Source organism: Ktedonobacter racemifer DSM 44963 (assembly GCF_000178855.1).
GTDB lineage: Bacteria > Chloroflexota > Ktedonobacteria > Ktedonobacterales > Ktedonobacteraceae > Ktedonobacter > Ktedonobacter racemifer.
This window is the reverse complement of record NZ_ADVG01000002.1, coordinates 2,387,470-2,400,292: the sequence shown is the minus strand read 5'-3', so window position 1 is coordinate 2,400,292 and position 12,823 is coordinate 2,387,470. Positions and strand designations below refer to the sequence as shown.

General features: G+C 54.8%; 13 protein-coding genes and 1 tRNA gene. 9 read left to right on the top strand and 5 right to left on the bottom strand.

Annotated features, from left to right (window positions below; all coding sequences use genetic code 11):
- Positions 1–29: 29 nt before the first annotated feature.
- The gene (gene gcvT, locus KRAC_RS26665; RefSeq protein WP_007912613.1) at positions 30–1,154 is read right to left on the bottom strand and encodes a glycine cleavage system aminomethyltransferase GcvT; all 1,125 of its coding nucleotides are present in this window, start codon (positions 1,152–1,154) and stop codon (positions 30–32) included.
- A gap of 122 nt (positions 1,155–1,276) precedes the next feature.
- The gene (locus tag KRAC_RS76275) at positions 1,277–2,170 is read right to left on the bottom strand and encodes a DUF6585 family protein (protein ID WP_040444191.1); all 894 of its coding nucleotides are present in this window, start codon (positions 2,168–2,170) and stop codon (positions 1,277–1,279) included.
- Positions 2,171–2,714: 544 nt separating this feature from the next.
- Here KRAC_RS76275 and KRAC_RS26655 point away from each other — a divergent pair.
- Positions 2,715–3,869, top strand: a complete 1,155-nt coding sequence (locus KRAC_RS26655) for a radical SAM protein (protein ID WP_007912606.1) — start codon at positions 2,715–2,717, stop codon at positions 3,867–3,869.
- A gap of 17 nt (positions 3,870–3,886) precedes the next feature.
- A complete protein-coding gene (locus tag KRAC_RS26650) occupies positions 3,887–4,171 on the top strand; it encodes a hypothetical protein (protein ID WP_007912605.1) in 285 nt (94 codons plus the stop codon).
- Positions 4,172–4,211: 40 nt separating this feature from the next.
- On the opposite strand, the gene KRAC_RS26645 is transcribed toward KRAC_RS26650, so the two are convergent.
- Positions 4,212–5,186: an NAD-dependent epimerase/dehydratase family protein gene (locus KRAC_RS26645; RefSeq protein ID WP_007912604.1), complete on the bottom strand. Its 975-nt coding sequence runs from the start codon at positions 5,184–5,186 to the stop codon at positions 4,212–4,214.
- A 275-nt stretch (positions 5,187–5,461) separates the two neighbouring features.
- On the opposite strand from KRAC_RS26645, the gene KRAC_RS26640 reads away from it, so the two are divergent.
- The 7 genes from KRAC_RS26640 (at position 5,462) to KRAC_RS62545 (ending at position 11,206) form a co-directional block, all read left to right on the top strand.
- Entirely contained in the window at positions 5,462–5,749 is a 288-nt protein-coding gene (locus KRAC_RS26640; protein ID WP_007912601.1) for a hypothetical protein, read from the top strand.
- A 411-nt stretch (positions 5,750–6,160) separates the two neighbouring features.
- A complete protein-coding gene (locus tag KRAC_RS26635) occupies positions 6,161–6,964 on the top strand; it encodes a CHAP domain-containing protein (RefSeq protein ID WP_007912600.1) in 804 nt (267 codons plus the stop codon).
- 240 nt (positions 6,965–7,204) lie between these two features.
- Positions 7,205–7,277, top strand: a tRNA-Arg gene (locus tag KRAC_RS26630).
- Between the two features lie 188 nt (positions 7,278–7,465).
- Positions 7,466–7,840: a hypothetical protein gene (locus tag KRAC_RS26625; RefSeq protein ID WP_007912599.1), complete on the top strand. Its 375-nt coding sequence runs from the start codon at positions 7,466–7,468 to the stop codon at positions 7,838–7,840.
- 125 nt (positions 7,841–7,965) lie between these two features.
- Positions 7,966–8,805 (top strand): DUF5666 domain-containing protein, encoded by an 840-nt coding sequence (locus KRAC_RS26620; protein WP_007912598.1) that lies wholly within the window; start codon positions 7,966–7,968, stop codon positions 8,803–8,805.
- Between the two features lie 157 nt (positions 8,806–8,962).
- Positions 8,963–9,667 carry a response regulator transcription factor gene (locus KRAC_RS26615; RefSeq protein ID WP_007912597.1) on the top strand — a complete coding sequence of 235 codons (705 nt, stop codon included), beginning with the start codon at positions 8,963–8,965 and terminating at the stop codon, positions 9,665–9,667.
- A gap of 9 nt (positions 9,668–9,676) precedes the next feature.
- A complete protein-coding gene (locus tag KRAC_RS62545; RefSeq protein ID WP_007912595.1) occupies positions 9,677–11,206 on the top strand; it encodes a sensor histidine kinase in 1,530 nt (509 codons plus the stop codon).
- Positions 11,207–11,244: 38 nt separating this feature from the next.
- On the opposite strand, the gene KRAC_RS62540 is transcribed toward KRAC_RS62545, so the two are convergent.
- Positions 11,245–11,829 carry a hypothetical protein gene (locus tag KRAC_RS62540; protein ID WP_157507081.1) on the bottom strand — a complete coding sequence of 195 codons (585 nt, stop codon included), beginning with the start codon at positions 11,827–11,829 and terminating at the stop codon, positions 11,245–11,247.
- Between the two features lie 194 nt (positions 11,830–12,023).
- Positions 12,024–12,788 carry a hypothetical protein gene (locus KRAC_RS26600; RefSeq protein WP_007912591.1) on the bottom strand — a complete coding sequence of 255 codons (765 nt, stop codon included), beginning with the start codon at positions 12,786–12,788 and terminating at the stop codon, positions 12,024–12,026.
- Positions 12,789–12,823: the final 35 nt, after the last annotated feature.

Sequence of the window (12,823 nt, the reverse complement as noted above, 5' to 3'; positions counted from 1 at the left end):
TTGCATGGACTAAAAGCCCACAACTAATTCTATTCCCCGCGCTTATAAAAGGGAAGAGCCACCACCTGCGCGGCGACGCGCTTCCCGCGAATTTCGATCTGCACGCGTGTCCCCGCGCTGACGTGCGCTGGGTCCACAAAGCCCAGGCCAATGCTCTTCTGCACCGTTGGCCCGTGCGAGCCGCTGGTAAGAACGCCAATACGCTGCTCACCATCATAGATGGCATAGCCGCTACGTGGTACGCCGCGCTCTAGCAACTCAATCCCCACCAGGCGTTTCTTCAGTCCCTGCTCCTTCGCCTGCTGGAGGGCGCTGCGACCAATAAACTCCGCGCTCTTCTTCAGCTTCACAGTCCAGCCCAGGCCGGCCTCAAGCGGATTAGTCTCATCGTCCAGCTCATGCCCGTAGAGGCAGTAGGCAGCCTCCAGGCGCAGTGTGTCGCGCGCTCCCAGGCCCGCCGGCAGCACCCCCTGTGGCTTGCCTGCTTCAAGCAGGGTCTGCCAGAGCCTGGCCGCGTCAACGGAGGGGTAGTACAGCTCAAAGCCATCCTCGCCCGTGTAGCCGGTGCGTGAGATCAGGCAACGAATGCCCGCGACCTGGCCCGGCGCGAAGTGGTAGTACTTAATCTCGTCCAGCTTGACGTCCGCCAGTGGTTGCAGAATACTCGTCGCCAGTGGGCCTTGCAGGGCGATCAGCGCAGTCGTATCCGACTGATTGGAGAGGGTGACGTTGGCAAACTTCTGCGCGTGACTCTCGATCCAGGCATAATCTTTATCGATATTAGCGGCGTTGACGACGATCATATATTGCTCTTCCGCCAGGTGATAGATCAGCAAATCATCAATCGTCGTGCCATCTGGTCGGCAAAGCTGCGTATATAACGCCTGCCCAACTGCCAGGCGTGAGACATCATTGGGCACAAGATATTGCAGGAAGGCCAGGGCATCGCTCCCCTCAACCTTAAACTCGCCCATATGACTGACATCAAAGAGCCCCGCCTTCGTGCGAACGGCCTGGTGCTCCTCGATAATGCCGCTATACTGTACAGGCATATCCCAGCCACCGAACTCCACCAGGCGGGCACCCAGAGCCCGGTGCTGTTCATAAAGCGGGGTCCTTTTTAAACTAGGGACGGCGCTGTCTTGTGTGGTCATACAAAAACTCCCATGCATGCGCTCTAGAGGATCGATTACTCTCGCTATCTAATAAAAATACCAGACGCGCAAAGCTTCCGCTGTCCACTATAGCAAAATTTGGTCAGCGCGACAACAACACGCTATCTCAGCGGCCTGCGCGCAAACTTCTGCTGTACTATGACCAGCAAGCCTTGCAGGAGCGCGATATTGGGGACGCGCGCCACTAGCAGCCAGGCCCATGGCCGCGCATACCCCTTCACCGTAATCGTAATCAGTCCCCAGCGCTCATCGACAGAGAGGGCGCCGAAGAGCTGCCAGGGCAAGAGATCCTGCCCATAGTAAATACCATCTTGACTGAGCAGGAGTGGACCAAAGGAGACAGGCCTCCCCTGTTGTAGTAGCGTCTGCGCCAGCGAATACTGGTAGCGCGTGGCCTCGTGATCAATCGTGTCACACAGCTTCGACCAGCGTAGATAATGCTGTGGAATGTTCAGCGAAACTCCTCGATATGAACGCACAACATACGAATGCTTGAGAATGCTCGACCCCTTGGTCGCCTCGGTATGGGTCACATAATCCAGATTACTCCACGATGTTGCATGCGGATTATCATACGCGATATATGCCAGGCGGTTCGTATCAATTTCAAAATCCGGATCAGGCGTCTGCAGATCCACCTTGTGCCAGATATACTCAATCTCATCCCAGCGCAGCGCCACCCACCCCTCGCGATTCGTCGCCACCAGCCCCTGCTCATAGACTCGCACCGCCTCATGCCGATAGCGCAGAAACAACGCCAGGCAGAAGCCAAAAACGATCAGCAAAATTACCCCAAAGAACCCCGCCATCCCCACCGTCAACATATGAATTTTTAACAAACGTACAGCCTCTAATATTAGCCCCAGCGCAATCACACAAATAATCAGCGTCAACATTGTCTTCAACAGCATAACGTGGCGATACGTCGCACGTAGCGCCCCAAGATATGGGCCCCCATTCTGGCCAGCATCGCTATATCGAGATTGTTGAACCATAAATACACACCCTTTGCTATCTCGCTTGCTATTATACCTTATATCGTAACATCTATTTACATCATTTAGAATGGAATCCGGCAGCAAAAATCGCGCAAATTTACCCCCAGCTACAAAAATACCAAAAATGCCCTCTAGTACCATAAAAATATAAATACATACACTTATCCGTCTTAACAAGAGGAAGCCTCGATTCCGTCCCATCTCCTCCCCCTCGGTAGGGACCAGCTTTAGCGCGTCCGAACGCCATTCATGGCAATTCGGCGCAAGCCAAAGCCTTGGGTGGGCAACTGGTAACCCATCGCTACATGATGTCCTGGAACGTTTAGGGCTGCGCCCGCAGGCGATTAATCGCCTTCGGACGCGGTAAACCGGGTCCCTACCAGCCGGAGAAGCCGTCTCGCGTGATAATTTTTTTCTGCCGCCTCAGGCAGCCTTGGTCAGGAACTGCGGGGGGGCGGGGGCAAAGCCCCCGAGTAAATTTTTTTATAATTTTTTTCTGCCGCCGCAGGCGGCAACGTGGAAAGAAGGGAAAGGGAAACATATGCTCGAAATATTACCAAAAATCGCCAAAATACAAGCCTCATACGCCACAGGCCAACCACAGGCCCTCCCACTCAACCTCACCATCAGCGTCAGCTATCGCTGCAACTCGCGCTGCAAAACCTGTAACGTCTGGCAACGCCCCAACGACGACTTCACGCTAGAAGAATACGAACGCACCTTCGCTTCAATTGGCCGCGCCGCCTACTGGTTCACCTTCAGTGGGGGGGAACCCACCCTGCGCCGGGATCTCCCACAGATCATCGCCTCCGCCTACCAGCACTGCCGGCCCGGCATTATCAATATCCCCACCAACGGTATCCAGGACGCTATCATCCCTGCGCGCATCGAGCAGGTCCTGCAAGCCGCGCCCGGCTCAGAAGTCATTATCAACCTCTCCCTGGATGGCATTGGCGAGAAGCATGACCGCGTGCGAGGTGTCAAAGGTAACTTCGCCCACGCCCTCAAGACCTATGCCGGCCTCAAGGCCCTCAAGGCGCGCTACAAAAACCTGACCGTGGGAGTACATACCGTCATCTCAAACTTTAATGTCGACGAATTTGAGCAGATCTATGCCTACGTACGCGAGGAGCTGCGCCCAGATTCCTTCATCAGCGAGATCGCCGAGGAGCGCGTGGAGCTGGACACCGTCGGCATGGGCATCACCCCTCCTCTACCCAAGTACCAGGCCGTTATTGAACGCTTGCAGCAGGGGATACGCCAATCCGAGGCCAGCGGCGTCTCGCGTATCACCCAGGCCTTCCGGGATCGCTATTATGATCTCGTCAAACGCACCCTCGCCGAGCAGCGCCAGGTAATCCCCTGCCTCGCGGGCGTCGCCTCCGCCCAGATCGCCCCCAATGGCGACGTCTGGACCTGCTGTATCCGCGCCGAACCCATGGGTAACCTGCGTGAGCACGACTATAATTTCCAAAGCGTCTGGAGTACCCCCCGCGCCGCCGAACTGCGACGCAGCATCAAGGCCGGCGAGTGCTACTGTCCTCTCGCCAACGCGGCCTACACCAACATGCTCTGTCATGTACCCACCGTCAGCCGCGTCGCGCTCTCAGTCGCCCGCGAGAGCGCCCAATCACTGATCACCTTACACCCCCGCACCGGCGACGCTCAGGCCAAAACCGCCAGCCAACCATCATAGAAAGGAGCCACTTCACCATGTCTAATCCCATGTTCATCTGCCCTCAATGTGGCGAAAGCAATGAAGAGAGCGCCAAAAACTGCCGCGCCTGCCGTATCAACCTCTACTGGGCCGCGCAACACTACGCCGAACTAGCGCACATCAAACAAAGCCAGCAACAACCCTCACATCCCCCAACCGCCAACTTCCTCTTGCAATCCAGCCAGCGCGCCGACCAGGGGCCTGTCGCCACCTGGCTGGCGCGCACCATCCAACGCTTCGGCCTCAAACACTCCAACACTCCTAAATCCTCTCCCGACTAAACAATGCATCTGTAAGGTCCATGCTTGCATGGACTTCTGGCTACCCATTGAACCACTGCGCCGCTAACTGAATTCCCTCGCGCAAATCCACCTGGGGCGCGTAGCCCAGCTCGCGGCGCGCCTTCTCAATACTATGCTTATTATCACTACCAAACATCAAGGCCCCCAGCTCCGTGACCAGGGGCCGGGTCCGCGTCATACGCGCCACCAACTTCTCCGCGCAGATCGCCCCCAGGCGGATCGGCTGGTAAGGCAGGTGCAGCCTGGGGCGCTCTCCCCCTACGGCGTCCGCGATCTCATTAAACATCTCAAGCTGTGTCAGCGGCTGATCATTCGTAATGTTGTAGACGTTCCCTGGTGCCTGGGGATGATATCCCGCCAGAAGATAGCCCTGCACGATATCGTCAACGTAACAAAAGGGGAGATGATTATCACCGCGCCCCAGAATGACGCCGCGCCCACGCCTCAACTTCTCCGCCATGCGCGCGAAATGCAGCTTATCGCCCGGCCCAAAGAATGTCCCTGGCCGGATAATTACCGTCTCCATCGGGCTTGTGAGCATCAGGCGGCGCACCAGCCTATCCCCCTCCGCCTTGCTCAAGCTATAGGGATCGTTATCGGGCCGCAGCGGCTCATCCTCCGTCAGAAATCGCCCATACCCCAGTCCATACACCGTATGCGAACTGGTATGCACAAACCGCCTCACTCCTGCCTCCATAGCTGCCTTGTAGAGATTCCGCGTCCCCTCAACATTCACGTGGTGGTAGTCCGCCAGGGGACGCCAGACCCCCATCATCCCCGCCAGGTGAAAGACCAGCTCACTCTCCTGCACGGCCGCCGTCAGCGCGCCTGCCTCCGTAATATCTCCACACACCACCTCGACTCCCAGTGCCTCCAATGAACGCGCATCCTCAGCCGGAAGTACCAGTGCCCGCACCCGCTCATCCCTCTCGCGCAACGCCTTCACCAGGTGCCCCCCCAGCAACCCCGTCGCCCCCGTCAACAACACCCGCATAAAATTATCCTCCTCACTCCCATCGCATATCTAGATTGAGCATTGTACAATAGAAAAGAAGATTTGCTTATTCCCATTACGCAACGAGCAAATGTCAGAGGCTAGTGCCAAAACTTCTAAAAGTACTAGTATTTCGATGTGTCACAGGTCAAGAAGACTTCTGCGTGTAATCTATAGTTCTTCTAACTTGTATGTTCACACATCTTACAGTAAAATCTTACTGACCTTATCACATTGACCTATCAATGTAAGAAATGTTTTCAGAGGGAAGACACATGCAGAAACCAAAAGTTACTGATACCAAGAATACCCTGCAAAACCAGGCGCCAGATGACAATACCGCGCTCTCCGGCGAAGTGAAGGTTGTTTTTCCGGAATGGCCCTCCTCCCGGCCCGGTCCACGCACCACTCCTCCTCCCACTGGTATGAAGCCCATCAATGCCATCCGCCGCGAGCAGGTGACCGAGGTTGAGTACAACCAGGAGACTGGCGTCTCCGAAATCCGTGGCGCTGAGGAGAAAACCTCCCCCTTCATCCACAAAAAGCCCAAACAACGCCTCTAAAATATTAGGTGTAAAAAGAGAGTGGCGTGGATGCCGACATGCGTCGGCATCCACGCCACTCTCTTTTTACACTTGACCAGGACACTCGTGATCCGTCCCACTCTCTTTTTGCACCAGGGTAATAGTGTGTGGTGGTGGCGGTGCGGCTCCGCCGCACCGCCACCACCACACACTATTACCCTGCGAGCCACGCAGTGGCGAGAAGTACACAGATACCGATATGTAGGTATTTTACATATAAAATACCTACATATCGGTATCTATTTTTACAAGGGGCGGTGTATAGTATTTTTAGGCAGAGTATTCCGCCCTTAACGGGCCAAAATTGGGCAGTGCGAACCCATACGGTGTTAGGAAAGGAGTACAAGCCATTGCAGGGGTCTGCAAGTTGCCGAAATGGAAGAGGATATAGTGCGAACGCAGCGAAAAAGCTGGAGCGAACTCCAGCCATCACATATACTACAGCGTGTACTCAAGACCGGCGCCCTGGCGCTACTAGGTGTACTCTCGATTGGTGTTGCCCTGGGACTCTCCATGCAGAACGTCCAGGTCGCCGCCGCCGAGGCGTCTCAGTGTGCAAGCGTGGAGAGCGCAAGCCAGCAGCACCTGTCAGATCAACACGCCCAATCTTCTCAACACTCCTCCCGCAATCAACTTGTATGCCATAACAATGGAAGAACATCGCCATACCAGAACGAGTCTCTCAAGGCTGCCGATGCGGAGGAGGGCGTGAACAACGCCGCGAAGGGAGAGAATGCGCAGCCTCATCTACAACCCCTGTCGTTGCAACACAACAGGGGAGGGCCACAACAGCCCTCATTTATCAACCAGCTTCCCTGGTTTGATTCAGATGATGAGATAGACTACAACAGCTTCCCCTTTGGAACCTGTACCTGGTATGCCAATAAACGTTTCCATGACCTCTACGGATACTATGTCCCATGGAGCCACGGTGGCGCCATGGCCTGGCAATGGGCCGACCGCGCGGCCGAATTAGGCTGGAACGTCTCCTCAGCCCCCACTGAGGGAACCATTATCGTGCTCCAGGGTGGCGTGCAAGGTTCAGGCGGAGCAGGCCACGTCGGAGTCGTAGAGCGGGTTCTAGACGACGGATCAGTGATCGCCAGCTCCATGAACTGGCAACCCAATCCCCGTGCCGTCTCCTACCAGCACTACTACCCCGGCCGGGGTGTATCTTTTGTCAGCCCCCAATAAAAAACTATATACATAGCCAAACTATAAATAGCCAAACTACCTTTCTTATGCTTGCCCGCGCGAGAGAGGTAGCCCCTATAAATGGCTGTCGTATCGAGACCCCATGCACCTTCTTTTTGGTAGAGAAGAGGCAGACTGTACCTGGCTTCGTCAGGCACAATTTGCCTCTCCCTCTTCCCTGAAATACCCCACAAAAACTATTGAACGATGATTGACGAGTATGGTATCATTGAAGGCGATGGGCCTGTAGCTCAGTGGATAGAGCAAGCGTTTCCTAAACGCTGTGTCGGAGGTTCGAGTCCTCTCAGGCCCACTTTTCCACAATTCATCCACATCTTTTCCACATATGTCCTCTTGCCGAATAAATCGCGTTTGCATACTTCTGATCCGAAAACCCTGAGCGCGAAGCGCTAGACACGCAAGTGGCGTTGGGTTTCGGAATATGACCATTGTATAATATTCACATCTAACAAAAGCCCTTACAGCGCAAAGGATATTTTTATGAGTGATGGGTCCGCCCAGGATATGGTCTTTCCTTCCTCTCTCCGTATCGAGGATCAGGAGTTTCGCCTCGAAGATCGCACCGCCACCGACGTTATCTACCATACCACTAGCCTGGCGAAGATCGCCGGTCATCACATCGGCCTCCTGCTCGTCTTCTCCTTCAACGAGGGCTGGCATGTCGGCCTCCTGCTCGAAAAAGATCCCCTCGCCTTCTTCGATGGCATCTTCGCCAGTGCCGAGGACGCCGTCGACATGGCCACAAGCTTCATGACCCATCCCACCAACATCCAGAATATCGTCAAGATGAGCCACCGCGTCAAAGACCCCCAGGTCCTCATGATCGAGTGCCTCTCACCAGATACATCGGATTAAATTCTTCAGCGTTTTTTCAGCAAAAACCTCCTGATATTTCAATCCAGCTTGCTATGCTAGCTCTCGAAGGCAAGACCACACCTGTTCTCTTGTCTGTAAACATATCAAGGAGGAAATACTATCCTATGTCAGAGGAAAGAAACCCTGAGGTCGAGAACAGTACGTCTCTCGACAAGATTAGTCCGCGCTCGCCTCGCTTTAAACCAGTTCATCTCTATGCCCTGGTGGGCACATGCCTGATGCTCGCGTCCTTCGTCGCTGGCGGCATCTTTATGCACACGGCTCAGGCCTCTACCAATGCTTCTCTTCTAGCTAACACAAACCTGGTTGATCTCTCCAAGTGCAATCCGGGGAAGCAGCCCGATCCCAATGTCGCAAATGTGCTCGGCACGATTACCGCCATTAACGGCTCTTCGCTGACTCTACGTCGCTATGACAATGGGGCGACTGTCTCGGTCACCACAACCTCTACTACAGAGTATGGGAGCAAGCTGGCGGACAAGGCCATCTCATCTCAAGATTTGAAGGTTGGTGACTTTATCCAGGCCTCTGGCACCTATAATGCTGAGAAGACTCTGACAGCCAAATCCATCAAGATTGGACTGCCTCCCTCCTCCAGTGAGAAAAAGCCCTCTTCCGAGGGCGATAAGCAGAAGCTTGAGAAGCTTGCTGGCTCGGCCACGACCAACCAGACCGGCATCGTGGGACGCATTACCGCGATCCACGGGGCAACGCTTACGGTGAGCGGTTTTAATAATGGCAAGACCTATACCGTCAATACTAGTACCAGTACCGAGTTCGCGAGCAAAATCGCTGGCCACTCGATCTCCCTGAGCGAATTGAAGGTTGGCGATTTTATCATGGCAGATGGTAAGCTAGCTAGCAATGGTTCACTGGATGCCCAGCAACTGACCGTTGGCCCACCTCCTTCGGATACTCCAGCCTGCAAGCAGTCCAGCAAGTAAAAGCGTTGTTTTATGTGTCACACCTCAGTACCTGCGGTGCTTCAACCCGGGGAAAGGGGATATGGCGGCGTGGCTACGCCACGCCGCCAAACGTCCCATGATATGTAGACGCGTGCTTTAGCAGCGTCGTCACTCACCTTACAAAGAACGAGGCCATATGGTATCTTCTCCCGAAGCACAAGAGCACATGCCTACCATCTTGCTCGTCGATGATGAGCGGCAGATTATTGAGTTTCTGCGCATGGGCTTCGAGTATGAGGGCTTTACTGTGCATGTATCCATGACCGGCCACGAGGCCCTGCAAGCCGTGGAAAGACACAAGCCAGATATTGTAATCCTTGACCTTATGCTCCCCGGCCTGGATGGTATGGCCGTTGCGCAACAAATTCATGGTGCCTACAATACCGCCATTATCATGCTGACAGCGCGCGAGGAGGTGGAGGATCGCGTAACTGGCCTTGAGCTAGGGGCCGATGATTATGTGACCAAGCCCTTTGCCTTCAAAGAACTCCTGGCCCGTGTACGGGCAGTCCTTCGACGACGCGGCTTGCAGCTTGGCAATGTGCTGGTCTTTCAAGATATTACCCTCAATCGCACCACCCGTGTCGTACGCCGTGGTGCGCGCGAAATAGAGCTGACTCCGCGCGAGTTTGAGCTTCTTGAGCTATTTCTCTCTCATCCCCGCCAGGTGCTGACGCGCAACGCCATCCTGGCGCGCATCTGGGGCTATAACTATGTCGGTGATGATAACGTCATCGAGGTTTATGTCAAACACCTGCGGGAGAAACTCCAGGATCTCCCTCCCCAACTACTGCAAACCGTGCGTGGCGTTGGCTATGTCCTACGTGAAGTGAAAAACTGAGGTGATCCTATGCGCCGCTTCTCCTGGCTCTCTCTCTGGCTCAATCGCCTTCCCCTGCGCTGGCGTGTGGCTCTCGTCTCCTTTGGCCTGCTGGCGCTGATCTTGATTACGATGGGCATTGTCGTTTCAAGCGCCGAGGAGCAGGTGCTCCTCTCCAACCAGCTTAGCACGCTTAACACTCAGGCGAGCATTCTGATCAATGCCTCAGGTGTCCCAACTAACACCCTTTCCAATCCTCTGCCCCTCTCACTGAACCGGGCGCGTGAAATCGCCTCGAAAGCGCAAAGCCTTGTCGATAAAAGTACCCTCGTGACCATTCTCTCTCTTGATGGTCATCCCCTGGCTCAAAGTGACAAGGGGAAATTTTCTGCCACCATCTTTAGCTCCGAGCAGGAGCAGGAGCTACTACAGCAGGTGCATAAACAGGGCCACGCCAGCATGCTTATGACTCTCCCCAATGGACAGCGCCAACTGGTTGCCTGCTATAATATTTTTATAGTGGCGGATAAGCAAAGCATGGCCTATGCTGGGGGCATCCTTCAACTTCAAAGCTCGACCACCGTTATCGATAGCGCCGTCTCCTCCACACGCCTGCTCCTCCTTATCGCCATCACCATCGGACTCCTTGTGGCTGCCCTTTTGACGCTACCCCTGATTCGCCACGCCCTGCGCCCCCTGGCCGAAATCGAGCGCGCCAGTATGCGTATCGCCGGTGGCGATCTCACTCAGCGCCTCTCCGAACCCCCAACCCAGGACGAGCTTGGCCGCCTGGCCACGGCCTTCAATAGTATGGTCATCCGCCTGGAGCACATGTTTGCGCGCCAAAAACAATTTGTGGCCGATGTCTCTCATGAGCTACGTACCCCGCTAACGGGCCTGGGAGGAAGCCTGGAGATGCTGTTGCTGGAAGCCGACAATGGTGACGCGGTGGCTAAACGCCGCCTGATGCTTGGTATGTACAACGAGGTCGAGCGTATGCAACGCCTGGTCGCCGACCTGCTCGTACTCTCTCGCCTGGACGAAGGCCAGGTGAAACTCAGAAAGACCCACATCGATCTCTGCCAACTCCTGACCAATGTAAAAGAACAGGCCGATATTCTAGCTCAAGGTCAGCATATTACTCTTGATCTGCCCAAACAACCCCTCTCCATTGAAGGCGATAGCGACCAGTTGCGTCGTGTCTTCCTCAACCTCATTGAGAATGCCATCAAGTTTACCCCTCCTGGTGGAGATATCACTCTGCGCGCTCTGGGTAAACAATGCGAGGATTGCTCCCTGGCCTTTATAGAGATCACCGATACCGGCCTTGGCATTCCTGCCTCAGCTCTCCCCCACATCTTTGATCGCTTCTACCGCGTCGATCAAGCCCGCACACGCACCACCGCCCAGAGTGGTAGCGGCCTGGGCCTCTCCATCGCCCAGGGGCTGGTCCACGCCCACGGCGGCACCATCACCCTCACCAGCACCCCCAATCAAGGCACCACCATAACCCTCCAATTTCCCACGAATCAGCGGGTAGGAAATCAGGTGATGCCGTGAAACACGTTGACGCCATGCCTTCATATTGTATATACCAACTACTCCACAGCCACGTCAGCCTTGACTCGCCTCTCTCTGGTGATTTCACGTCCCGCCAGGATAATCCACGTCGGAATCAAAACCAACGAGGGCAGCAGCCCGATAAAATGCGTCGGATCAAACGGCGCGACAAAAGAGTAGCCACCCAGCACCAGAGCCAGGAGCAGCCCCACAACGCGCATCGTCCCCTTCTGTCTCCAGGAGGCCGTGGCGAACCAGACCGCCGCCGAAATATGCCCACCATACTTCAACGCGATATACGTCGCATGTGGCACACCATTCAACTGCATGATCTCGGTCGCCATGTCAATCGCGATCCAGCCATAGCCCGCCGCCTTCCCCCATCTCGGACCCGGCAACGCATCCACAACAGGCAGCAACGTCATATGCGTCGCGATCCCCAGCACACAAAATAGCTCGCTTAACAACGGCGCCCCACTCGGACTCGCATCCCGCAATGCCGGAACAAAAAAAGCCAGCAAACGCACGATCCAGAGTCCCGCCGAAATATACGCCACCCGCCCCACCACACGCCTCGTCTTACCCGCAACAGCCTCAGGCTGCTCAACATAAGTATTCATCATGCCATCCTTGTCATAAAGAAACAAATACATTGATAAGGTTATAACACATGACAGATTATATTTGAAGCCAAAAGTTATCTAAAGAGCAAAGGAAAAGCGCGACTACGAAAAATCGGCCACTAAACTTAAGCAAGGATAAAACAGTAGGGAGGGTCGCACATGTGCGACCCTCCCTACTGTTTTATCCTTGCTTATTACTTCTTTTTAAGAGCCTGGTTGATCTGCTTCAGATCGCTGGCGGCCTTTTGCAGGTCGCTCTGGATGGTCTTCTCATCGCTTTTCAGTGTGTTGAGCCGCCCCTCATAGGCGCTGCGATTAGTATTGAAGTTTGCCGGGGTCATGTTAGGCAGGATGGCCTTCGCCCCATCAATCAGAGGCGCGACCGCCGTCAACTGCGCCTTGTAGTCATTGTACAGGCTGTTCAACTGATCTTTCTTATCTGCGGGCGCTTTATCGATGCGTGTCTCGATCTTCGTTTTCATATCCGTGAGCTTATCGTTGAGGGTCTTCTCGACGTCAAGGTGCAGCCTATGCTCATCGCGTGGTAGCACAACGGCATAGATGCGGAACTGCTCATAAATGTTCTTCACATCCTGGCGCGCGGCCTGGGCATCGCTCTCGGCGTCCAGCTTGCTCTTCAGCGTATTGAGACCATTCTTATTGGTGCTCACATCATTTTTCAGGGCCTCAGCCTCGTCTTCGCCGATATGCTTCTTCTGCTGCAAGGTCTGCACCTTGGTGTCCAGGGCACTGAGATCTGTCAGGCGCTCAGTGATGCGCTGATCCCCAAAGGTAATCACACACTTTACATCCTTGGCCCCACACTTCTGGGCATCAACATTCGTCGTGGCCGCGAAAGCCTGTGTCGGAAGCGCCATGCTCAACGAGAGCACCCCCAAACCAACCGCGAAACCAACACGACCCGAAAACCGGCGTACAAACTGCATTGGGCTGATCATATCTTTACCGAATCCTTTCTCAAAAACTCTCCTTC

Coding starts and splice junctions, on each gene's coding strand:
- gcvT (WP_007912613.1), bottom strand. CDS start 1,154: ATGACCACACAAGACAGCGCCGTCCCTAGTTTAAAAAGGACCCCGCTT.
- KRAC_RS76275 (WP_040444191.1), bottom strand. CDS start 2,170: ATGGTTCAACAATCTCGATATAGCGATGCTGGCCAGAATGGGGGCCCA.
- KRAC_RS26655 (WP_007912606.1), top strand. CDS start 2,715: ATGCTCGAAATATTACCAAAAATCGCCAAAATACAAGCCTCATACGCC.
- KRAC_RS26650 (WP_007912605.1), top strand. CDS start 3,887: ATGTCTAATCCCATGTTCATCTGCCCTCAATGTGGCGAAAGCAATGAA.
- KRAC_RS26645 (WP_007912604.1), bottom strand. CDS start 5,186: ATGCGGGTGTTGTTGACGGGGGCGACGGGGTTGCTGGGGGGGCACCTG.
- KRAC_RS26640 (WP_007912601.1), top strand. CDS start 5,462: ATGCAGAAACCAAAAGTTACTGATACCAAGAATACCCTGCAAAACCAG.
- KRAC_RS26625 (WP_007912599.1), top strand. CDS start 7,466: ATGAGTGATGGGTCCGCCCAGGATATGGTCTTTCCTTCCTCTCTCCGT.
- KRAC_RS26620 (WP_007912598.1), top strand. CDS start 7,966: ATGTCAGAGGAAAGAAACCCTGAGGTCGAGAACAGTACGTCTCTCGAC.
- KRAC_RS26615 (WP_007912597.1), top strand. CDS start 8,963: ATGGTATCTTCTCCCGAAGCACAAGAGCACATGCCTACCATCTTGCTC.
- KRAC_RS62545 (WP_007912595.1), top strand. CDS start 9,677: ATGCGCCGCTTCTCCTGGCTCTCTCTCTGGCTCAATCGCCTTCCCCTG.
- KRAC_RS62540 (WP_157507081.1), bottom strand. CDS start 11,829: ATGATGAATACTTATGTTGAGCAGCCTGAGGCTGTTGCGGGTAAGACG.
- KRAC_RS26600 (WP_007912591.1), bottom strand. CDS start 12,788: ATGATCAGCCCAATGCAGTTTGTACGCCGGTTTTCGGGTCGTGTTGGT.